This is a genomic window from Aliikangiella litoralis, assembly GCF_052495765.1.
This window is the reverse complement of record NZ_CP199292.1, coordinates 5,417,884-5,439,340: the sequence shown is the minus strand read 5'-3', so window position 1 is coordinate 5,439,340 and position 21,457 is coordinate 5,417,884. Positions and strand designations below refer to the sequence as shown.

Annotated in this window: 21 protein-coding genes; 18 read left to right on the top strand and 3 right to left on the bottom strand. The window is 35.4% G+C overall.

The window, feature by feature from the left end:
- Positions 1-9: 9 nt before the first annotated feature.
- Positions 10-204, bottom strand: a complete 195-nt coding sequence (locus ACT5E3_RS22745; RefSeq protein ID WP_444995855.1) for a hypothetical protein — start codon at positions 202-204, stop codon at positions 10-12.
- Positions 205-1,157: 953 nt separating this feature from the next.
- Between ACT5E3_RS22745 and ACT5E3_RS22740 the strand changes: the two genes are divergently transcribed.
- The 11 genes from ACT5E3_RS22740 to ACT5E3_RS22690 all read left to right on the top strand — a co-directional run bounded on the left by ACT5E3_RS22740 (position 1,158) and on the right by ACT5E3_RS22690 (position 8,834).
- Positions 1,158-1,664 (top strand): T6SS effector amidase Tae4 family protein, encoded by a 507-nt coding sequence (locus ACT5E3_RS22740; RefSeq protein WP_444995854.1) that lies wholly within the window; start codon positions 1,158-1,160, stop codon positions 1,662-1,664.
- Positions 1,665-2,238: 574 nt separating this feature from the next.
- Positions 2,239-2,400, top strand: coding sequence for a hypothetical protein (locus tag ACT5E3_RS22735; protein WP_444995853.1), 162 nt, complete (start codon positions 2,239-2,241; stop codon positions 2,398-2,400).
- Complete coding sequence (locus ACT5E3_RS22730) at positions 2,397-2,699, top strand: hypothetical protein (protein WP_444995852.1); 303 nt, start codon at positions 2,397-2,399, stop codon at positions 2,697-2,699. Before ACT5E3_RS22735 ends, ACT5E3_RS22730 begins: the two co-directional genes overlap by 4 nt.
- Before the next feature lie 292 nt (positions 2,700-2,991).
- Positions 2,992-3,570: a hypothetical protein gene (locus ACT5E3_RS22725; RefSeq protein WP_444995851.1), complete on the top strand. Its 579-nt coding sequence runs from the start codon at positions 2,992-2,994 to the stop codon at positions 3,568-3,570.
- A 518-nt stretch (positions 3,571-4,088) separates the two neighbouring features.
- On the top strand, positions 4,089-4,412 hold the full coding sequence (locus ACT5E3_RS22720; protein ID WP_444995850.1) for a hypothetical protein: 324 nt from the start codon (positions 4,089-4,091) through the stop codon (positions 4,410-4,412).
- Between the two features lie 752 nt (positions 4,413-5,164).
- Entirely contained in the window at positions 5,165-5,695 is a 531-nt protein-coding gene (locus tag ACT5E3_RS22715) for a hypothetical protein (RefSeq protein ID WP_444995849.1), read from the top strand.
- A gap of 146 nt (positions 5,696-5,841) precedes the next feature.
- Positions 5,842-6,453: a hypothetical protein gene (locus tag ACT5E3_RS22710; RefSeq protein WP_444995848.1), complete on the top strand. Its 612-nt coding sequence runs from the start codon at positions 5,842-5,844 to the stop codon at positions 6,451-6,453.
- An 82-nt stretch (positions 6,454-6,535) separates the two neighbouring features.
- Entirely contained in the window at positions 6,536-6,943 is a 408-nt protein-coding gene (locus ACT5E3_RS22705; protein WP_444995847.1) for a hypothetical protein, read from the top strand.
- A gap of 339 nt (positions 6,944-7,282) precedes the next feature.
- Positions 7,283-7,828 carry a hypothetical protein gene (locus tag ACT5E3_RS22700; RefSeq protein ID WP_444995846.1) on the top strand — a complete coding sequence of 182 codons (546 nt, stop codon included), beginning with the start codon at positions 7,283-7,285 and terminating at the stop codon, positions 7,826-7,828.
- Between the two features lie 72 nt (positions 7,829-7,900).
- Positions 7,901-8,302 carry a hypothetical protein gene (locus tag ACT5E3_RS22695; RefSeq protein ID WP_444995845.1) on the top strand — a complete coding sequence of 134 codons (402 nt, stop codon included), beginning with the start codon at positions 7,901-7,903 and terminating at the stop codon, positions 8,300-8,302.
- 67 nt (positions 8,303-8,369) lie between these two features.
- Positions 8,370-8,834: an ASCH domain-containing protein gene (locus tag ACT5E3_RS22690; protein ID WP_444995844.1), complete on the top strand. Its 465-nt coding sequence runs from the start codon at positions 8,370-8,372 to the stop codon at positions 8,832-8,834.
- 154 nt (positions 8,835-8,988) lie between these two features.
- Here ACT5E3_RS22690 and ACT5E3_RS22685 read toward each other — a convergent pair whose 3' ends face one another.
- Positions 8,989-9,813, bottom strand: coding sequence for a WGR domain-containing protein (locus tag ACT5E3_RS22685; RefSeq protein ID WP_444995843.1), 825 nt, complete (start codon positions 9,811-9,813; stop codon positions 8,989-8,991).
- A gap of 151 nt (positions 9,814-9,964) precedes the next feature.
- On the opposite strand from ACT5E3_RS22685, the gene ACT5E3_RS22680 reads away from it, so the two are divergent.
- From ACT5E3_RS22680 to ACT5E3_RS22655, 6 genes are all read left to right on the top strand, one after another.
- Positions 9,965-10,489 carry an adenylate kinase gene (locus ACT5E3_RS22680; RefSeq protein ID WP_444995842.1) on the top strand — a complete coding sequence of 175 codons (525 nt, stop codon included), beginning with the start codon at positions 9,965-9,967 and terminating at the stop codon, positions 10,487-10,489.
- Between the two features lie 189 nt (positions 10,490-10,678).
- Entirely contained in the window at positions 10,679-11,737 is a 1,059-nt protein-coding gene (locus ACT5E3_RS22675; RefSeq protein WP_444995841.1) for a sensor histidine kinase, read from the top strand.
- Between the two features lie 70 nt (positions 11,738-11,807).
- Entirely contained in the window at positions 11,808-12,614 is an 807-nt protein-coding gene (locus ACT5E3_RS22670; protein WP_444995840.1) for a LytR/AlgR family response regulator transcription factor, read from the top strand.
- A gap of 153 nt (positions 12,615-12,767) precedes the next feature.
- Positions 12,768-15,878, top strand: coding sequence for an efflux RND transporter permease subunit (locus ACT5E3_RS22665; RefSeq protein WP_444995839.1), 3,111 nt, complete (start codon positions 12,768-12,770; stop codon positions 15,876-15,878).
- A 16-nt stretch (positions 15,879-15,894) separates the two neighbouring features.
- Positions 15,895-16,983, top strand: coding sequence for an efflux RND transporter periplasmic adaptor subunit (locus ACT5E3_RS22660; protein WP_444995838.1), 1,089 nt, complete (start codon positions 15,895-15,897; stop codon positions 16,981-16,983).
- Positions 16,984-17,205: 222 nt separating this feature from the next.
- Positions 17,206-18,768 (top strand): ATP-binding protein, encoded by a 1,563-nt coding sequence (locus tag ACT5E3_RS22655; protein ID WP_444995837.1) that lies wholly within the window; start codon positions 17,206-17,208, stop codon positions 18,766-18,768.
- A gap of 51 nt (positions 18,769-18,819) precedes the next feature.
- Here the strand turns inward: ACT5E3_RS22655 and ACT5E3_RS22650 are convergent, their stop codons facing one another.
- Positions 18,820-19,791 (bottom strand): ABC transporter substrate-binding protein, encoded by a 972-nt coding sequence (locus ACT5E3_RS22650; RefSeq protein ID WP_444995836.1) that lies wholly within the window; start codon positions 19,789-19,791, stop codon positions 18,820-18,822.
- 211 nt (positions 19,792-20,002) lie between these two features.
- Here ACT5E3_RS22650 and ACT5E3_RS22645 point away from each other — a divergent pair, with 211 nt between their 5' ends.
- Positions 20,003-21,427 carry an aldehyde dehydrogenase family protein gene (locus tag ACT5E3_RS22645; protein WP_444995835.1) on the top strand — a complete coding sequence of 475 codons (1,425 nt, stop codon included), beginning with the start codon at positions 20,003-20,005 and terminating at the stop codon, positions 21,425-21,427.
- Positions 21,428-21,457: the final 30 nt, after the last annotated feature.

Genomic DNA, 21,457 nt, shown 5'->3' with positions numbered 1-21,457 from the left:
AAACCATAATTACAGACAGTCACTTTTTTCCATTTGAAAAAAATTACAACATAAAGAAAACAGTTGGTACTGTTGTTGAGTATTTTTAAAGTGAGGTAAATAAATACCAAGTAGTTCACCAGAAAGTCCGAGTAAGTTTCTTGTCTCTTTGAATAATTGTTTGGTTTGTTTTTGATTCAATGGATTGTTGGGTGGTAATAACATCTTTTAAATTCCTTTTGTGTTTCTTTTACTAACAGTTTTAAGTGTGATTTTAAAAAACTGGTCATACGGCTTATGAGCAGGTAAAGCTATTTGCTCAACTGACCAGAAAGAGAAGACTCTTTTTTTGCATTCGATATCATTCATTGGGTCCCATTAACCATGCACTTACCCAGCTTCTCAAACTGGGCTATGACGGATTGTTTAAGGTTGTTTTGTGTTTTTTGGGCACAAGTAAGCCTTATTTGAATATCTCAAATATCAAACAATCTGTCTGAAACAGGTTAAAACGGGATTAAATAATGATTTTTTTCTTTAAGAAACAAAAGGTTAAATGCAAGGCATGAAGACTAGTGATAATGAAAACACACCTAAGGTGTCTGAAAAACTGGGCTCGCGCTGTTAGCGACAAAGCTTTATAATAAAGATAAGTCATGGTTACTCCCAAGAGTGACTTTGGCCTAGCTTTGGGTGGTAGCGCTAACTACTGCCCGGGGCGTCTAACGGCCAACTAACTTTTAAGTTAATGGTTTTAGTTTGCAACTGACAAATCGTTCAAACTTTATTTTCTCTCACCTGTTATTACAAACAGAAAAAAATGCCATTCAAACATTTCAGCTCTTGCAAAATGACCGACTGAATGCAGTCGATTGCAGGAGAAATACAATCATAAAAAAGCAGTAAAAACCTAAGAAAAAACAGGAAAAAACAACGTTAATATTTTGGATATTAGCGCATAGTTTTTTATGCGTTTTTGAAAATGAAAATCGATTTTATTGTTGTTAAATCTATTCAACACTAAGTTGACATAATGGTTGAATTAGGTGAGTATTTGATGACTATTAAAACTTAAAATGTCGTGGAATGACTGTTTGAGTATTAATGAGATTTGTAGCGTTCAAAATGTTGTTATGCAACTAAAACAATACACGTTAATCTATAAGGAAAGTTAGAATATGAAATTTGATACTCTCTGGAATAATTTTCCAGATAAAGAAAATATCAAAAAGCAATGTACAAATAAACAAAAGGATAGCAATAAACCTTTCAGTGACTATTGCGCAATAATGCTTAGCGAGTGCTTTATCAGATCAGGAGTAGATCTGAGCCTTATAAAAGCAAAGCGTTGTTGGTCTCATTCGGGTAAAAAACACATATTGTTGGCTGAGGAGTTTGCAATAGGGCTTAAAACTCGTCCTCCTGTTGGTTTATCGACGATGATAAAAGTACAGCCTGACTCATTTCAAAGTACATTAAAAGGAAAGACAGGTGTGATTTTTTTTAAAGATTATTGGCGAAGAGGGAGTGAAAGCTTTGCAAACAGGAGTGGAGATCATATCGAACTATGGAATAAAGATGAAATAACGGGTAGTGGTATGTTTATGAGATCTGTATATGAATTCTTTGGTGTCGTTTCCGACTTAAACAATAGCAAAGAAATCTGGTTTTGGGAGGTGAAATGAAAAAGTTATTTGTTAACATAGGTCTGATTGTCATCACGTTGTGCTTAAATTTTGGTATATTTATTTTATCTTATAAAAAACTTGCTTTTCCGTACTTACATGAAGCTCAACGAGTGGAGAATGCGCCTTATATTTTTTCATATGTGTTAATCGGTTTTCTTTTAAGTGCAATTATTTCGGTTTTAGTTATACATTTCATTAATAAAAAATAAGCACAATGATTACGATAAAATTGGACAGCCCAGCTTAAAATATTGAGGTAAGGACATAATTACAGACAGTCATTTTTCTACTTAAAAAAGATTATTTCAGAAATAGAAATATATCGTGCTAGACCTGCAATTGAAGGGAAACATCCGACATTATATGAGCAACGATTAGATGGGAAGTATCGAACAATTATGGGTATAAGAATTTGTGACTTTCAATTTTGTACAGATGAAAAATGGGTCTTGCCAAACCCTGAGATGGGACTGTCGTTTTCAGCAACGTGGGATAATTTAAGATTCGTTTATGGTATGTTTAAAAAGAGAACGAAAAAAAGCCTGTTAATATCTATTGGGTTTTGTCTGAGGTGGATATACCTAAAGGATTGGCTTTTAAAAAAGATAAAAAGAACCCAGGGCATTATTTTTTAGCGGTAACAGAGAGAATGAGAGTAGAAACCTTAGTTGACAAACTGCAAATCGTTGGGCATAGAATGTCAATAATAAAAGGAGGGGGAAAAGTATTATGATTAATTTTAAACGTTATACGCATGTTAATGACTTGCTAGAACACTATGCTCACTTTCTAGATCGTAAAGACATTAAGCAGTTGCTCCTAACTGGTGTAAAAAATGAAGCAGAAATATTTTCTAAATTTATCTGGTTAATGGTGGAGCAAATCAATGAAGATGAAGAAAATAATATTGTCGTTTTAGGCTCAACTGATAATACTGAAATGCTCCCCGACATTAGTTATGAAGTAACTCAATATATGAGAGAATTGGGCTACTATGAAGTATGGGAGCGGATTTCAAACGAAGAAATTTAAGCACGGCGTAGAAATGAGAAAGTGATGTTTTTTATACGACTCAAACAAGTAGCGCAACCCAATAATTTTGTTATTGAGAAGCTTAGTATTTATAACTCATTGATTTTGAAAAGGAATAAAAAGTGCACTTGCATTTAATTGCAGTCAATCTTATTAAATACGGAGTTGACATAGCAGTCAAGTTAGGTAAGTATTTGATAATAATTAAAAAGTCGAAATGCAGTTAAACGGTTGTTTGAATATTAATGAGATTAACTGCATAGAATATGCTGTTAGGTTTTAAGGAGAAATCATGCTGTTATGGGAAGATGTATTAAAATTATTCATTCCGTTTTTACTTTCAATTTTATTTTTCTTGATTAAAGATTGGTTGAGTAAACATAAGGAAAAAAAAGCTAAACAAGAGTCAATTTGGCGATTGTTGACGGTAGAAGTTCGCAGAGTAGGTGCAGATATCAAAGGCTTGGAAAGCTTGATTGAAGCCTACGATGGTGGAATGTATGCAGGCTTCACTCACAACTTGGATGAATCTATTAAACGAATGATCCAGAGATTATCTGAGCTAGACCCCTCGAAGACATATGTTTATGCAAAGTATGAGTCATCCCATGCACAAGTGGAAAATCATATAAATTCATTATGTCATATTATTCACTCATTAATTACGACTAAGGATATAAATGAGGAAAGAGCTAAGGGAGCTATAAAGTCTCAGGTCATGGTTCTAATTGAAAGTATGGTTGAAATGTCGGAATCTTCGGTAGAAGTCATGGAAGTACTTCAAAATGATAACAAGAGAAACTCTGTTTTTGATGAACAGATATTACGAGAGTTGAATGACTCTATCTCAAAATTAAAACCTAACAAGTAAATAAACAGGACGCAAAAAGCTTGGCTTTTGTCACTGCGTTCCTAATTTTAGCCAAGCATTTTACGCCTGTTATTAAGGCGTTATAAATCATCATATGGCTCGGCGTAATTTCAACTTTGAGAGGACTGTAAAGTGACTGTAATTGCTTCCTGCTTAAAATGTTTGGGTAAGTAGTTTTAGTTTTTTGTGACTCTTTTAAATAAATTAAAAGGTTGAGTTTGAGGTATTTACTCATATGCAGTAAAGTAATTTATTTCCACTTTGTGATGAGCTTATTTTAATGTAAACTCATGTATAATAAGCATTAAGGGGAAGAACGAATTTTGACACATAGGAATATCTTAGTAATTGTTTTACGATTGGCTGCGATCTTTCTAGTAATTCGTGTTTTGGAAAATTTTCCACAACAATATGCTGAATATTTTAATCTAGGAGACGAATATGGAACCCGGTCCTACCTGATATTTACAGTCATAATTCCAAATGCTATTTCTCTGCTGTTCGCAACACTATTTTGAATGTTCCCAAATAAACTTATAGCTACAATTGTTCCTGATGCTGCAAAGAATAAAAGTGACCCTGAGTATTTTGAGAGTTTGAATTCGGCGTTAATCTCTGCGGTGGGAGTGTACATTGTCTCTTTTGGTCTTGCTGATTTAATTTATTTCTATGCGTTAAAGCAAGAGATGATTAGTCAACTTGGTGAAGGTGCTGTATTGCAACCAACCGACCATGCGGCATTTGTAGCAACTTTTGCAGAAGTTGCGATTGGAACTATTCTAATAATTGGAAATAAAGGTTTTACTAACGCTATTTCTAAAATCCGAAATAGAGGCTCTTAAATACAATTACAGATAAATACAATTACAGATAGTCACTTTTCTACTCAAACAGTGGTACATTGGGTTCAAGTAGGTTGTGGTTAGCGAAAGCGTAACCCAACAGTTTATCTTTCAATTTATTGTGATTAAATAAAAGTACTTATTCTGTTCGCTAATAGCTAAGGATGGCTTTATCTTTTATGATGTTTTGAAATATCTTATTGTTAACAGTTTGTTTTTGTCGGTTGAATACTTGTTTTAATTGATATATTGGTTGCTGGGTTACGCCTTTAGCTAACCCAGCCTACTGGGCTATAGTATTTGCCCAATCCCAAATATGCCATTAGATGAGTTTATTTGTTTACTGTCAAAGCTTGCTCTGAAGTGTCAAAAAGTTTTCAAAAAAGAGGTTGTATAGTATGGCATCAATTAGAGAACTAGATGTAAAGTTAATAGATTGGGGAAACAATATATGTCCTTGAATCTATATCAAAAGAGATGCAGCGCCTAAAAGCCATCAATGAGACATCTACTGATGAAGATGAAGCACAATGACTTCATTGAGTTATCTGGGCTTTACGAGCGCCTGTCATCTGAGGTTATCAATAAGTTTGGGGCTCAGATTGTTGAGTCTTAGTACTGGCGGGGCTATAATAAAATTGTCAAATTGATAGTTTTTCCGTCATCCCTTTTTGTGCTTAATAGTACAAACGGGCTCCTCCAAAACTGCAATTTACAATGTCGTAAGCACAAAGATACACAAAGGAAAAGTTGTGGTAAAAGTAATACAGAAAGCCTTGTTAATTGTAATGTTATTCAGTACTGCAAATATATTTGCAATCGAAGTATCAAAAGAAGATGTCGAGCAGATTCATAAAGATATCAATAGTATGTATATGGCTTTTGAATCTGGTGATATATCTCTATTTTTGAAAAATACCCATAGTTCTATTTATAAACTTGTAGGAGGTAAAGCTAACTACGAAAATATGACCACATCGGCTATAGCAAGTCTGATGGAGCAGGGTATTGTTTTTCATGGGGCAACTTTAGGAAAACCCAAAAAGCTATACTTGGCAGGAGAAGAAGAGGTGTGCTTTGTCCCTAGAGCTTCTATTATGGAGATTCAGGGACAGAAAATGAAAAGTATAGGTTTTATGATAGCGATAAAGAAAAAAGATTCAAATCACTGGAAGTATCTTGATGGTAGCGGCCTTCGTAAAGATCAAGGCCTGTTATGGAAACTGCTGCCAGAGTTAAGTCGAGAGGTTGAATTACCAGCTAACTATATTGAAAAGCTTTAACAAGCGGTTGGTGTCGCGACAGCTTAAATACAATTACAGGCAGTCACTTTTTACTGTTTTAATATAAACTCATCAAATAATTAGAAAAGTTAAAAAACGTGGTGGGGGTTAACTATCTTTACAGCATAAAATAAGTGTTATGAATAATGTATAAAATAAGGAGTTATGTAGAACAGCAAGGTAAGAGAGGAGAGGACGCACTACTTGTCGTTGAAAAAGAAAACGCTATTTGGTTTTGTCTTTCCGATGGTGCGGGTGGTACAGGAAGTGGAGCTAATGCCAGTTCATACGTAATAGAAGCATTTAAAGATCTGACAAATGTAGATGATTTTAACGACCCAGAAGATTTTGAGTCGTTTCTTAGAAAAGTAGACTTAGAACTATCAATGAATGTTGAAGGTGGTGAAGCCACATCAATTATTGGAAAAATAGTCAATAGAACTTTGGTAGGAGCAAGTGTTGGTGATTCTGAGGCTCATATAATTAATCAAGATTTTGTTTTTGAGTTAACTCATTTACAGTATGCAAAACCACTTTTAGGAAGTGGTAAATCATTGCCAATTGGTTTTGGGCCCTTAGAATTAACATCACCTCTAATTATAGGAAGTGATGGCCTTTTTAAGTACGTAGATTATAATTTACTTAAAGCTAACGTAATAAAATGTGAACCTGTAATTAGTGACATTGTTAGTTTAGCGAAGCAGAGTATTGGAGGCTTACAGGATGACATCTCCATTATACTTGTTAATCCTAAATAATAATCCAGTGTAGGTTGAGCGACGTTTTAGCTGTTACACAACAGCTAAAACGCGTCAACTACAAACGTTAGGTGATCTACTCATGAGAGTCATTGCTGTAGTTGTAGTTTTAATATGGTCTGTATCCGTAATAGCAGAAATCCCTGGATGGTATAAGCGAGATATTGTCAATCTCATTCATGGGTCTCAAGGCATCATTATCTATAAAGTAAAAGGTGTGAGTCTGCATTCGGTAAATGGAACACATTATTCTTACAAAATAGATACTGAAATAGTCGAAGAGTTAAAGGGAGTAGCCCCAAAAGGTAATTGCTATTTCATTCACACTGAGGGTGAATGGAAATCACCAATAAAGGTAGGCGAAACTAGAATTGCAATACTGAACATTGAATACACAGGTGAGTGTGGGACAATCGAACCAGGTTTTGGTGCGCCAGCAACTGAAGATTATGTGTCATTATTTAAGTCAATCATTACAGCCGGTACCTAACAAGGTACGGCACGTTAGTTATGCGAGCTAGACTCGCAGTGTTATACTATAGCTTTACTGCGTAAAGCGTTAGGGTTAAAGAGAATTAGTAAATACCATAATCACAAACAGTTACTTTTCTATTCAAAGATTTTAACCATTCATCCTAAGGTACTTTGTGTTTTAAAGGAAGCTCATTATGAATATCAAATTTGGTGAGGAAGGGACTTATCTAGATCTGTGTAACAGTCTTATTGTTATCAGATAAAATAAGCATTTCAACTTTGCACAAACACAGTAGAGGATCCATATTGGGCTTGCTTGAATTGGACGTTATGGTACTAGGAGCTATATCCAACAATGAATAAATCAATTAATGCTTTTGCTTTTCTGCTTTTATTTTTTCTAGTCGCTGCATGCTCAGAGAAAAAAGCTGATTTAGAAAAACAGAAAACATATGAAAAACAAGGACTTTCATTTACTTACCCTGCAAATTGGAAAGTAACGGAAGATAGCGTAAATGAAGGCGTAAGGTTTATTTTTATTGAATCTCCTGGTGCAGCAATAACAAAAATAGAAGTGTATCCAAAGGAAGAATCATTTGACCTCAAAGAATTTGTAAAGTTAGATATAGATGCTATTAAACAAGGAATGCCAGGTATTTTTGATTTAGATGATAATACTATGGAGCAAATTGAAACCTTTATAAATGGAATTAGTTTTGGCGGTTATAAGTACGAGTACAACGTATCCGTAGTAAACATAGATATACCGCATATTAGTGAGTTTTATTTATATTCGTCGGAACTAAAAAACGCATATATAACCAATCAAGTGGCAGTTGAAGATTTCGAAAAAGTAAAAGAAGGATTTAGGCTAGTTTTGAGTACATTTAATTTGATATAAGGCCCTAACAATAATTTGAACTTTATTAAGCGTAAAAAGAAACGCCTCAAAAATTAAATAGGTATTAAACTTATGAAAGCTCAACTCTTATTCTTGGAAGTGCTAGTTTCTTTTCTGCCTGCTTTGGCTTTTTTGACGTGGGGAGTTGTACTCTGGTTCGCAGTAATTGAAGAAGTTTTTAACTTAGATGTTAGTGCTTTTGGTATAGGTGTTTTTTTTAGCGTTCCGATGGGGATTGCAGGTTTTCTTGGGGTAATTACTCTTACATTAAATTTAGTAACGGATAAAAAAGCCATGTCCATGAGTATGACTCAAAAATTATGTTTGACATCAGGAATATTGGCTGCGCTTATAGCAGGTGCAATGATGTTTTTTTCATCGTGGTTATTTTCATTAATAGTACTACTACCAATTGCTGTAACCGTTCACTTAATAGTGCTGCACTATCGAAAATTAAATTCAACAAGTCACTGAAAGTTGCAATGAAAAAGACGCTCTATTTTTTGAGCAATAGATTCAACCAACAATCGCGGAAATTTTTATGAATGAAGTGCAAAATAAATTTTTAGAAAAATATCTGAAAAGTTTAAGCGCTAAGGAAAGAATAAAGCATCCGAATATTATCGTTAGCTATTTTTGTGCGGATGAAAAAAATGCCAATATCTGTTCCGATTTAGTTTTACGCGGTGAGAAAACAGCAACCTGTAGTATGAAGTATTGGTATGAATCTGGTCTTGAGCCAATGCCTGAAATTGGAAACCTCCAAATTGTTACCGATTGGTACGGAAATCCAACTTCAATCATTGAAATAACAGAGGTTGCTGAGTGCAAATTCTCCGAAGTGACTACCCAGTTTGCAGCATTAGAAGGAGAGGGGGATAAGTCTTTGAAATGGTGGCGTAAAGTACACTGGGATTTTTTCTCTATAGAGTGTCGAGAGCTAGGAATAAAGCCAAGCGATGACATGGTTTTAGTGCTTGAAAAATTCAAGGTAGTATATTCGTAATCGTCATGTAACAAGTCAATACCAGTGACGTTTTTATCACAAACATTATGCAATAAATTACCGCGATACATTGGATTCAAGTAGGTTGTGGTTAGCGAAAGCGTAACCCAACAGTTTATTTTTCAATTTATTGTGATTAAATAAAAAAAGTATATTAAAAATACACTTCTGCAACATAATCTGTTCCCACCATACTATCTGAAAGTAAGCGTAAAAATATCTGCTTATAGTTCAAATGATTGACTGACTCTATCTGTTCCCAACCACCGCCATGGGATACAAAAATTAAGCCTTCTTCACCATTATCTAACTTACCGATAGGATCGAATAATATTTCATTTTGTCCTGCCCAAAAAGCGCTCGATGGACTGGCTTCGCTTAGCTGTTGTAGTAACTCATTATCTGGATCTTCACTGGCTTCTTCTGATAGAAAATCCATTTCTGTTGCTTCTGATGCGCCGTTTTCATTAATCTCTACTCCAGCATAGGGGCCGCCAGCATCCCAACAGGCTCGTCTGGTCACTTGCATTATTTCACTGAAAGATTTGGGGGTATAATCATTGTAGACAATCTTACTGCCGGGTTGAAATTCAAGCTCGGCTTCATAATCTTTATCACTTGGATTGTTAAAGGTGATGAGGTTATCTTCCAACTTAATTACATGACTAGCTAGCTTTTGTAAAATGGCTCGATCTTCGTCTGTTGAACATAGCGGTGTAAATATTCGCTGAAATTTTTGTCCGTTATCTAGCTGTTCCGGTTCACTTGTTGTTATTTCTTTATAGCCTTTTTTCTTTTTTGACTGGATGAGCTTAATGGCATCTTTTTCAGTGCTTTCGTTTGAGTCAAAGTATTTAGTTGTGTGACTACCATTAGTACCAATTTTCCCATAAGTGATAACATAAAAGTCTTCTTTGACTTCAATTTGCCAGAACTTAGCCGATTTTTCGTCGTTATATTCCAGATAGGTTTTACTCATAGCCCTCGTTTCCTTGTATTATTTAGTCAATTTGAAAATTGCTATTTATCTTAAGGTAATATATCTGTAAATTTCAATAATGTAATATCTATTTCAAGAGTTTTAACCTAAAAATATTTAAAGAGAGTAGCCAAGCTTACTGGTGAGATTAATGAAGAAAGTGACAATATTTGGAAAGCCAGGAGGAGGTAAATCGACTTTAGGAAGAAAGCTTTCAGCTAAATTCTCTATTAAACAGTACCCACTTGATTTGATTGAATATAAACAAAATGGTGAACGTATTTCTCGAGAGGAATATTCAAAGGCTCACTCAAAGTTGTTAGCTCAAAACGATTGGATAATTGATGGATTGGGTACATTAGAATCATTTTGGGAGCGTATTGATTCTGCTGACACTGTAATTTATATTGACTTGCCGTACAAAACTCACTACTGGTGGATAGTTAAACGTTTCATGAAAAGCTTGTTGGTAAAACCTGAGGGATGGCCTGAAGGTAGTTCTGTGTTAAAGGGAACAATAGCGAGCTGGAAATACTTAGGAATGTCTCGTCAATTTTGGACGGATGAGTTATGCAAAAAAATAATGGAGCGCTCAAGAGAGAAAGTATTTATTCGTATTACGTCAGTTAAACAGTTAAATCGCTTTTTCAGTTATTTTCCTATGAATTCAGATTAACGCGCCATATTATGCTCAAAAACGTTAAAGATTAAAGTAAACTACTCGAATAGAGCCTGCTTCTTATTTGAATAACATCAAGAAAAACGCTGAAACGATAGCTATTTACGCTTACAGGTTCAACACTAGAGATATTTTTCGTTATACTAACTAGTATCTAAGACTCTCAATCAAATGAACTGAGTGCTAATGCAACAACAAATTTTAACCAGAAACAAACACCAATTTATTATTCTAAACCTGATCGGTTGGGCTGGGTATTGTCTCAGTGGATATCTTGGTGCATTTTACTGGGATAAGCCAATGAATTATTATTGGGTGCTTTTTATTGACTCAGTTTTCGGCTTAATGATTAGCTTTTTATTAAGGCCAATCTACCGATTAGTATGGAACTCATCTTCCTTCGCTCGAATTATTACTGTTATATTGGCAGCTTATATCTGTAGCCTTATTTGGGTCGTTCCTCATAATTTATTCTACTGGGAGTTTTATAAACATGGATTTAGACCTGAAAAGTGGACAGGGTATTTTTGGGGTGTTCTGAATATTTACTATATCTTTATTTGTTGGAGTTGCTTATATTTTGGTATTAAGTTTTATCAAGGTATGCAAGAAGCCAGTCAAAGAGCTTTAAAAGCAAGTGCCCTTGCTCATGAAGCTCAACTCAAAATGTTGAGGTATCAGCTTAATCCCCATTTTTTATTTAATACATTAAATGCTATTTCAACGCTTATTTTAGAGAAACAAACTGAACGAGCCAACGAAATGGTCTCACGTTTATCTAACTTTTTACGTTATTCACTTGATAATGATCCTATGCAGAAAGTGTCATTAGAGCAAGAGATAACAACGTTGAAGCTTTATTTAGGTATAGAAAAAGTTCGCTTTGAAGATCGCTTGGAAATTGATTTAGTTATTGAAACTGAAGCTGAGAAAGCGTTGATTCCAAGTTTGATACTGCAACCCCTAGTTGAAAACTCAATTAAGTATGCTATTGCTAAATCAGAAGCCGGCGGCATCATCAGCCTTCATGCAAGAGTTTTTGCTAACGAACTTTTATTAGAATTAAAAGATAATGGACCTGGAGTTGAGCTGGTTGATGGAAAACTTCCAGCTGGTAGAGGGGTTGGTGTTAGAAATACTAAAGAACGTTTAAATGAACTATATAATGATAAACATTCATTTACAATTTCAAATACCAAACCACAAGGTTTACAGATTAATATTCGACTACCATTTGAAGTCTAGCAGTTAAAAAATCAATTCGTATTTATTGAGCTATGGCAGAGTAATAGTCGCTAATAATTAAGGTATAGGTATGTCAAAAATTCGAACACTTATAGTCGATGATGAGTCTTTAGCTAGACGAGGGTTAAGTATTCGATTAGAAAAATTTGATGATATAGAAATTATAGCTGAATGTAAAAATGGTCGTGAAGCATTAGCTGCAATCGATACTTATTCTCCAGATTTAATGTTTCTTGACATCCAAATGCCGGGAATTGACGGTTTTGAAGTATTAAAAAAAATTCAAGGTGATAATATTCCACTAATCGTATTTGTGACTGCATTTGACCAGTATGCAGTCGATGCTTTTGAAATTCATGCTGTTGATTATGTATTAAAGCCCGTTGAAGATGAGCGTCTTTTAATTGCTGTTGAGCGAGTTCGACATCATTTGCAACAATCTAATAGCAATAATCATAAAAAAAGATTAATGGATTTGATTGCCAATATTACAGGACAGTCGCCTGCTCAAATCGATCAAATGCTTGTTAATAACGAACTCCCAAATGAAACTTATCCAGAAAAAATAGCGATTAAAGATAGAGGCGAAACAACACTTGTGCATAATACTGATATTGCTTGGATAGAAGCGGCAGGTGATTATATGTGTATTCATGCAAATGATCAGGTTCATGTATTAAGAAGTACAATGAAAGATCTGGAATCTAAACTAAATCCACAGAATTTCCAAAGAATTCATCGTTCAACGATTGTCAACTTAGATAAAATTGAAAAAGTTTGCTCTCATATTAATGGTGAGTATTATCTTGTATTGAATGGTGGTTCTCGTTTAAAAATGAGCCGTAGCTATCGAGATAAAATTAAACATATTATTTAATTTTTTTACCATTCAGTTTATCAAATTTATTACAAAGTATTTCCAAAACAAAATTCAGCTCAAATTCAACTCAGCTAATCGTGTAAATATTACCAATTATGCAACACTTGTTAATCTAAATGGTGTTAGCTTGCGAAAATGAGTTGTTTAAATATGAAATTAACCACACATGCCTTGAAAAGTCCTGCTGCTGTTGCTGTAGGTGTAGCACTCATATTATTGATGGGTTTAACAAGTTTATTTAAGTTACCTGTTCAACTCTTTCCTGATATTGAACGCCCGCAAATAGCGGTTCAAACTCAATGGAGAGCTGCGTCTCCTAAAGAAATTGAGTCAGAAATTGTTGAGCCTCAGGAGCAGGTTTTACGAGGAATACCTGGTTTGGTGCAAATGAATGCATTTGCCAATCGAGGAAATGCATTTATTAATCTTGAATTTGGGGTTGAAACTAATATGGAACAAACTCTAATTGAAGTGATTAGTCGGATGACAAGAATTCCACCATTGCCTCGTGATGCAACTCCGCCACAAATAATGCTGGGTGGTTTTGGCGGTGGAACGCCAGCTCTAACCTTTTTCTTTCTACAAGCGCTTCCTGGTAATGATAAGCCAGTTCAAGAATATATTGATTATCTTAATACGAATATTAGGCCTCGTATTGAAAGTATTCCAGGGGTTGCTAGCGTTCAAACCTTTGATCAAAATAGTCGTGAGGAATTACAAATTCGTCTCGATCCATTTAAAGTTGCAGAGTTTGGTCTTAGCATTCCACGTCTAGCAAATGTAGTTGCTGGAACTTCTGATGTCTCGGGCGGTTTTGTTGATGTAGGACGACGACAATATACACTTCGTTTTAGTGGAAAATATCAGGCAGAACAACTCTCAGAGTTAATTATTGAAAATAGAAATGGTCGAATCATTAAACTTGCTGATATCGCAACTGTTGAAGTACGCAGAAATGACAATAGTGCAACTGCTTATCAAAATGGTAACCCTGCTTTTTCTTTAAGAGTGAATAAAACTAATGGGGCTAATACACTCGAAACTCTCAATGCTGTTAAAAGAGAAGTTGAGTTAATTAATAAAGAAGTTCTTGCGGATAAGCAGTTAGTCTTAGCACAATCTTTTGATGCATCTGTATTTATATATCGAGCAATCAATTTAGTGACTAATAACTTATTTGCAGGTGTTCTTTTATCGTTATCTGTTTTGTGGTTTTTTGTTAGAAGAGTAAGGGCTACATTAATTATTGCTACCGCAATTCCTATTTCATTACTAACGACTTTTATTGTTCTGCAAATTGTTGGTCGGTCGCTTAATGTTATTTCACTTGCTGGTTTAGCTTTTGCTGTGGGTATGGTATTAGATGCTGCAATTGTTGTACTAGAAAATATATTACGTCTAAGAGACAGAAAGCTTAATAATCATCAAAGTGCAGAACAAGGTTCCTCGCAGGTTTGGCCTGCGCTATTGGCTTCAACGGTAACAACGGTCGCAATATTTTTACCTGTTTTCTTTCTTAAAGATATCGAGGGACAACTCTTTGGCGATTTAGCCTTAACCATTGCGATTGCTGTGTCAGTGAGTTTATTAGTTGCTGTGATATTACTTCCTGTGCTGGCAAAGTTTTTGCTCAATGATAATAAGCATTTAGATCCTAATCAATTGCTCTGGCAAAAAATAACAACACTTGTTTCACAACTAACTAACAGCCGCGTCAAGCGGTTAACTTTAGCAACCAGCCTTATTGTTACCCCTCTTATAGTAACTTGGTTAGCCGCTCCAAAGTTAGATTATTTACCTCCAGTCAAACGAGATGCCGTAGATGCGAATTTACGTTTTCCACCTGGAGCAAACGTTGAAGTTATTAATAAAGAAGTTGTGCTACCAATTATTCAAAGACTCAAACCCTATATGGATGGAAGTAAACAGCCTGCTTTGAAAAATTATTATATATTTACAGGGCCCTTTGGTGGCAATCTTGGTGTCAGAGTAAAAGATCAATCTAAAGTCGATGAGCTACTTGATATTGTTCGTAACGAAATACTTGTCGATTTGCCAGATACAACGGCTGTTGCGTATCAAGGAAATTTATTCGGAGGTTTTGGTGGGGCTCGCTCAGTCGCAATACATCTTCAATCGAAAGATAATGAAGCTTTATTAAAGTTAGCGGCAAAAGGTATGGCGTGGATACAAAGTGCTATTCCTAATGCGAGCGTAAGAGCTAATCCGGGGTTAGAAGTTGCCGAGCCAGAGTTAAGGTTAGAGCCTAATGATCGTAGCATTTTAGAACAAGGCTGGACTCGACGAGAGTTAGGTACAATTGTACGAACTCTCGGAGATGGTCTGTTTGTTGGTGAACATTTTAATGGTAATAAGCGCATGAATATTATTCTTCGTGCGCAAGGTTGGGAAAATCCAGATCAACTAGGTGATGTTCCTATCGTGACGGCGCAAGGTAATATTACTCAGCTGAGAGAGCTTGTTAATATTAGTCGTCAGGTTGGTCCTTCTAGGTTAACCAGAGTAGATGGTCAACGCACAATTACGCTAAATGTTAATCCTCCAACTGGTTGGTCATTAGAAGAAACTATCGATACACTGAAAACACAAGTGGCTCCCAAGTTGATGGCTGAATTGCCGAGTGATGGGAGTATTCAGTATGGTGGCAGTGCCGATCAATTAGAAAAGGCAATTTCAATTATGGGGCAAAATTTCTTGTTTGCTTTAGTTATATTGTTTTTATTGTTAGCTGCCTTGTTTAAATCTATTAAAGATAGTTTGTTAGTCATTGTTACGATTCCGCTTGCGACTGTTGGTGGAATTCTAGCTTTACAAGTATTAAATATATTTGTTTTTCAACCTTTAGATTTATTAACCATGATAGGTTTTGTTATTTTATTGGGATTGGTCGTCAACAATGCCATTTTGTTAGTGCATCAAACAAGGAAGACTGAGCTTGAAGGGATTTCTAGAGATGAGGCTGTGGAAACGGCTTTAAAGCTTAGATTGAGACCGATTTTTATGAGCACCCTAACCAGCTTTTTCGGTATGTTACCTTTGTTGCTAATGCCTGGTGCGGGTAGTGTTATTTATCGTGGGCTTGCTGCTGTTATTGTGGGAGGATTAGCTGTTAGTACAATTTTTACTATTTTATTATTACCTTGTTTGCTCAAATTAAAATTAAGTGATGTGATTCCTTTGGGTAAAAAAGTACCTGTCAAAACGAAACAAACTCTTAACATGATTAATAGTAATCATTAACTAGTAGGAATTAATTATGCAAAACTTTATTCGTTTTATTATTTTATATATTTGTTGTTTCAGCTTAATATTTTTTAGCCAGTTAATCAATGCTAAACAAGAAAGTTTGGTTACAGTAGAAAAAGTTAAACAAGAACTAATCGCACCATCAATTTGGTTACCAGGTAATGTGATTAGTCGACGTAATGCTCGTCTTTCTACGGAACAAAATGGTCGACTGGATTGGATTCTTGATATTGGCTCGGAAGTAAAAAAGGATCAAGCGGTTGCTCAATTAGATTCTCGTTTTTTAGAACTTCAAGTAGCTGAAAAAAATGCTGAATTACGCCAAAACGATGCCAGTATTATTTATCTAAAGACACAACAAAAAAGGCTGAAAGCATTATTAAATAATAATAGTACTACTTTGATTGAGCATGATAGAGTAAAAAGGGATTTTAAAATTGCGCAAGAACAGCGAGCGGTACTAAAAGTTCAAATTCAACAAATAGAACTTGCCATTGAAAAAACTACCATACGAGCACCTTTTTCTGGTGTTGTAAACCACCGTTTAGCTCAACAAGGGGAGTATGTCACCATTGGAACCCCATTAATTCAGCTGATTGATCCTATCAGTGTTGATATCAGTATTGCGACTCCTTTAGCTCTGAAAAACTATCTGTCCTCAAACAGCACTGTCATGGTGAAATGGGATGATCACTTAAAAGCTGTTCCAATCCGTACCTGGAGTCCTGCTGGTGAACAATCTTCTAGAACATTTAATGTTTTATTAGATGCAACAGGACTTAACTTAATTAGTGGACAGGGAGTTAGAGTATCACTGCCAAATCAAACGCCCGAAACTGCTACGATGATTCCAAGAGATGCATTAATACTGAGAGATAAAGAATCTTTTGTAGTAACGGTTGATAAAAAGGATGTCGCTCATAAAATTAAAGTAGATGTAGGGCAAGGTATTAACGAGTGGATTGCTGTGAGTGGATCAGTGAAGGCTGGTGATAGGGTTGTTATAAGAGGAGGAGAAAGGTTGGAAAGTGGACAAAAAGTTCGGATAAAAGCCACCGAACTAGACACTAATGCATCTAACATTGCGGCTAAGTTATAGTCGCAGTAATTAACAATCAGCTCCTATTCATCTCATTTTTTGAGGTGTTGATTTCAGTTCAAGGAGAGCGGGTGTATAGTGCTGCTCTCTTTTCTAATGTTATACTACTGCTCGACTGTTGTTTATAATATATCGAGTCGAAGGTTTATTAGTTCTCCCAAAATGATTAAATTCGTCTAAAATGTTAAATATTTAGCTTTTATATACCATCAGTAAAGCCAGATGGAACTGAACCAAACTATGTTGGAAGCCGCCTCTAAAAATATAAATAGTTATCATAATAGTGTTCAACGATTTTTAATTATTGTGATGATTGCATCTATCGCTCTGCCTGCCATGTTAAGCGGTAGTATTTTTATTTATTATCACTATCAGGCGACAGTTAATGAAGAGCAGGTGAAACGGGCTGATAGTTATATTGAGTTGCTTGAGGCTGGTATGCAGATCCCTCTTTGGGAATTAAATATGGAGCTTGCACAACCTTTAATTGATGCGATTAGTGTTGATTCGTCGGTTAGAAAAATAACAATCTGGGATATACAAGATACTTTTTTGCAGTACTCGAACAATGTTTATCAAGCCGATGCTAGTGATCTGGTTTTGCAAAAGCCTGTTATTTATCAATCAACACCAATAGGTAAAGTAGAACTCATCTACAGTTTGCAAGAAGTTAAAAATAAGGCTTTCATTGAGTCAAAAACCATCACTATTATAGTTTTAGTGCAACTATTATTCTCTCTTTTACTATTTCACTATTTTTTAAACAAGCGTGTAACCAAACCATTAACCATGTTAGAAAACTCAGCAAAAAGAATGGCTAATGGAGATTTAACAAGCAATATTCCAAAACTGGAAAATGATGAGTTTGGTAGTTTATCGGTTCAATTGGAAATTATGCGTCAAGCGCTAGAAGAAGTTTTTAATACGCTAACAGAAAAAGTCAGTGATCGGACAAAAAAATATAATAGGACAAATAATGAGTTGCTTAATGTTGTGGACCGTTTAGAAGAAACGCAAAAAAATTTAATACAATATGAAAAGCTCGCATCTCTTGGTGCTTTAGTATCTGGTGTATCACATCAGTTAAAATCGCCAATTAACAGTGGTTTAATGGTTGCAACCTCACTTCAAAATAAAACTCAGAAATTCATACAAAGTACTAGCTTAGGTATTACAGAAGACGATTTGAATAACTATCTCAAAGAAATGTTAAAAGGGAGTCAAACTATCCATTTAACTTTACGCAGAGCTTCAGAGTTGCTTCAAAGTTTTAAACAGATTTCTATAGATCGTTCTATAGAAAATCAACAAGAGTTTTTCTTACATGATATTATCCAAGAAACTTTAGATACATTAACCCCAAACTTTAAAAATACAGAGATAGAAATACAAAATAACGTAGCTGAAGATATTCAACTGTGGAGTTACCCTGGACCTTTAGGACAGGCGCTCATGAGTTTAATTAATAATGCACAATTGCATGCTTTTACCAATGAAAACGAAACGAGAACGCCTACGATTAAAATCAGTTGCTTGCAAATAGAAGACTGGATCTGCATAGAAATTAGCGATAATGGTAGGGGAATAGAGAGTCATAAATTAGCTAAAGTATTTGATCCTTTTTATACCACTAATTTTGATAGTAGTGGCATGGGTTTAGGTCTTCATATTGCCCATAATATTGTAACTGGCTTGCTTGGTGGAAGAATTGAAGTGGAGTCAACGGTTAATATTGGTACTACCTTTATGCTACATATTCCAAAGTCACCACCTGTTGATCAGTAAACTGACTCTTAGAATATTTATTTAGGAAGTTGCCATATAAAAGTAATCAATCTATGATTGACATTGCTGGTAGTTTTTAATCCAGTCAAGCCATATTTTCTTATTATTGGCTAACCAAAAATCTGCAGCATCTGTTGAAGATAATCCATCAACATCAACTAGTTTAGATAACAGCGACATCATTTCATTAGTAAAGCTTATCTTAGAAAGAACCGCATAGACACATGGTTTTTCTTGTTTAAATCCTTTGCGCACAACTTTTTTGAGCCAACCTCCTTTAGGGTTACCACAATCCCATGGAAATATTTTGCTATAACCCCAGCTCGCATTCTTTTCACATTCAGGTGTATATTCTGGAAACTCAATAAATTTTCCTGGAATCTCAGCTTCAATATAATTAGGGGTCCAATTAAAGATTAAAATAGGGTGACGCTGCTTAACGGCTTCTTCAAAGCGAGCTTTTAATTCTTCACTGTCTTTAGCTTGAATGATTTTAAATGGTAAGTCCAATGCTCTTATTCTAGCTGCATCAGGCTTTTCCCAAGGCCCACCAACATACTGCCCTAAGGGATCACTTTCTGTTGTAATAAAAACTTTAAAGCACTTTTTTAAAGCTCTCCAATCAGGTAAGCCGGGACATTGTTCTTCAATATAATCAGGATACCACCAGTCTTCTCTTGTTTTAGCTGCATGTTCTCCTGCATCAACAATATCTCCATTATTGATAAGTTGGTGATATTTTTTTGCCATTGTTCCTTCCCAAACTTCAACTTGGATATCTGCATTCATAAACTTAAGTTGATACCATTGACCATCTACATTAGATTCCAAGTATTCAATATGATAACCAAGCTTTTCAAATAAGCGCCCCGTTATTTTTGTCATAACAACTTGACTTGCCCAGTCATTTAGCAAAAGTCGGATTGTACGTTTGTCTTTATTATTCTGTTTGATTGGTTGACTGAGTACACTTCCAGATAAAACAGAGCTTAATATGAATAATAAAATGATTAATCTTTGCAAGAAATAGACTCCATGAATTAACTGCCATGTGTAATGGAAAATACTTATTAATAAGAATAGCTCAAGTCGTAGTAAAAAAGGACTTAATCATAAACCAGTTGATCTCATTAACTTTTATCATTAAATTGATAGTATCAACTTATCATGTGTAGACTTTGACCCATTCAATTTTGTAATGCAAGCTTCACGTAACGAATACTAGGACTTCCAAATGAGAGATTTTCAACAGTTTTATATAAACGGTCAATGGATAACGCCAGAAACCAAAAATTCGCTAGAAGTTATTAACCCTGCTACAGAAGAAGTTTGTGCAAAAATATCGCTTGGAAGCGCTGATGATGTTGATATAGCCGCCAAAGCTGCTTGTTCAGCTTTTAACTCTTTTGCTTTTAGTTCGCGCCAAGAAAGGATTGAGCTTTTTGAATCTATTATTAGTGAATATAAAAGTCGTTATAATGATATGGCTGATGCCATCAGCGAAGAAATGGGGGCTCCTATAAGTCTGGCAAGCAAAGCGCAAACTGGCTCTGGACTTGGGCATTTAAAAACGGCACTTAGTGTTCTTAAAGATTTTTCATTTGAAGAAAAAATTGGTAATAGTCGTATTTATCGTGAGCCTATTGGTGTTTGTGGGCTTATAACACCCTGGAACTGGCCAATTAATCAAATTACTTGCAAAGTAGCACCTGCTTTAGCAACGGGCTGTACAATGATATTGAAACCTTCTGAAATTGCGCCTCTTTCTGCTTATATTTTTGCTGAAATCATGGATAAAGCAGGTGTTCCGGCAGGTGTTTTTAACCTGATTAATGGTGATGGTGCTGGAGTTGGTACAGCCCTATCTAGCCACCCCCTTATCGATATGATGTCTTTTACCGGTTCAACTCGTGCAGGTGCTTTGGTCGCAAAGAATGCTGCACCAACAATTAAACGAGTTACTCAAGAGTTAGGAGGAAAGTCAGCTAATATAATTCTGCAAGATGCCGATTTCGAAAAAGCGGTTATTCATGGGACTCGTGCGGTTTTTTCTAATACCGGACAATCTTGCAACGCTCCGACAAGAATGTTAGTTCCGAAAGAAATGATGGAAACTGCTGCTCAAGTCGCTGCTGAAGTAGCTAAATCGGTGGTGGTTGGTTCTCCCAAAGAAGAGGCCACCACTATGGGACCTCTTATCAGTCAGCAACAATTTGATAAAGTGCAAACACTGATTCAGCAAGGTATTGATGAAGGGGCACAGTTGATCTGCGGAGGAGTTGGTAAACCTGAAGGTATAAATGAGGGATATTTTGTTAAACCAACAGTATTTAGTCATGTTGATAATCAAATGCAAATTGCACAGCAAGAAATATTTGGACCTGTGTTATCGATGATTCCCTACACAAGTTATGATGAAGCCATTCAAATTGCAAACGACACGCCTTATGGATTAGCGGGCTTTATTCAAGGAAAAGATAAGCAGGATATTCAGTATATTGCTTCTCGAATAAGAGCTGGCAATATTAATATCAATGGTCAATCTGGTGATCTACTTACTCCTTTTGGTGGCTACAAGCAATCTGGTAATGGTCGAGAGTGGGGAGCATATGGATTTGATGATTATCTTGAAATTAAGGCCATTAGTGGACTCGATTGACAGTTAAATACGATTGATTGAGCGGTTAAT

Coding starts and splice junctions, on each gene's coding strand:
- ACT5E3_RS22745 (WP_444995855.1), bottom strand. CDS start 204: ATGTTATTACCACCCAACAATCCATTGAATCAAAAACAAACCAAACAA.
- ACT5E3_RS22740 (WP_444995854.1), top strand. CDS start 1,158: ATGAAATTTGATACTCTCTGGAATAATTTTCCAGATAAAGAAAATATC.
- ACT5E3_RS22730 (WP_444995852.1), top strand. CDS start 2,397: ATGATTAATTTTAAACGTTATACGCATGTTAATGACTTGCTAGAACAC.
- ACT5E3_RS22725 (WP_444995851.1), top strand. CDS start 2,992: ATGCTGTTATGGGAAGATGTATTAAAATTATTCATTCCGTTTTTACTT.
- ACT5E3_RS22720 (WP_444995850.1), top strand. CDS start 4,089: ATGTTCCCAAATAAACTTATAGCTACAATTGTTCCTGATGCTGCAAAG.
- ACT5E3_RS22710 (WP_444995848.1), top strand. CDS start 5,842: ATGTATAAAATAAGGAGTTATGTAGAACAGCAAGGTAAGAGAGGAGAG.
- ACT5E3_RS22705 (WP_444995847.1), top strand. CDS start 6,536: ATGAGAGTCATTGCTGTAGTTGTAGTTTTAATATGGTCTGTATCCGTA.
- ACT5E3_RS22700 (WP_444995846.1), top strand. CDS start 7,283: ATGAATAAATCAATTAATGCTTTTGCTTTTCTGCTTTTATTTTTTCTA.
- ACT5E3_RS22695 (WP_444995845.1), top strand. CDS start 7,901: ATGAAAGCTCAACTCTTATTCTTGGAAGTGCTAGTTTCTTTTCTGCCT.
- ACT5E3_RS22690 (WP_444995844.1), top strand. CDS start 8,370: ATGAATGAAGTGCAAAATAAATTTTTAGAAAAATATCTGAAAAGTTTA.
- ACT5E3_RS22685 (WP_444995843.1), bottom strand. CDS start 9,813: ATGAGTAAAACCTATCTGGAATATAACGACGAAAAATCGGCTAAGTTC.
- ACT5E3_RS22680 (WP_444995842.1), top strand. CDS start 9,965: ATGAAGAAAGTGACAATATTTGGAAAGCCAGGAGGAGGTAAATCGACT.
- ACT5E3_RS22675 (WP_444995841.1), top strand. CDS start 10,679: ATGCAACAACAAATTTTAACCAGAAACAAACACCAATTTATTATTCTA.
- ACT5E3_RS22670 (WP_444995840.1), top strand. CDS start 11,808: ATGTCAAAAATTCGAACACTTATAGTCGATGATGAGTCTTTAGCTAGA.
- ACT5E3_RS22665 (WP_444995839.1), top strand. CDS start 12,768: ATGAAATTAACCACACATGCCTTGAAAAGTCCTGCTGCTGTTGCTGTA.
- ACT5E3_RS22660 (WP_444995838.1), top strand. CDS start 15,895: ATGCAAAACTTTATTCGTTTTATTATTTTATATATTTGTTGTTTCAGC.
- ACT5E3_RS22655 (WP_444995837.1), top strand. CDS start 17,206: ATGGAACTGAACCAAACTATGTTGGAAGCCGCCTCTAAAAATATAAAT.
- ACT5E3_RS22645 (WP_444995835.1), top strand. CDS start 20,003: ATGAGAGATTTTCAACAGTTTTATATAAACGGTCAATGGATAACGCCA.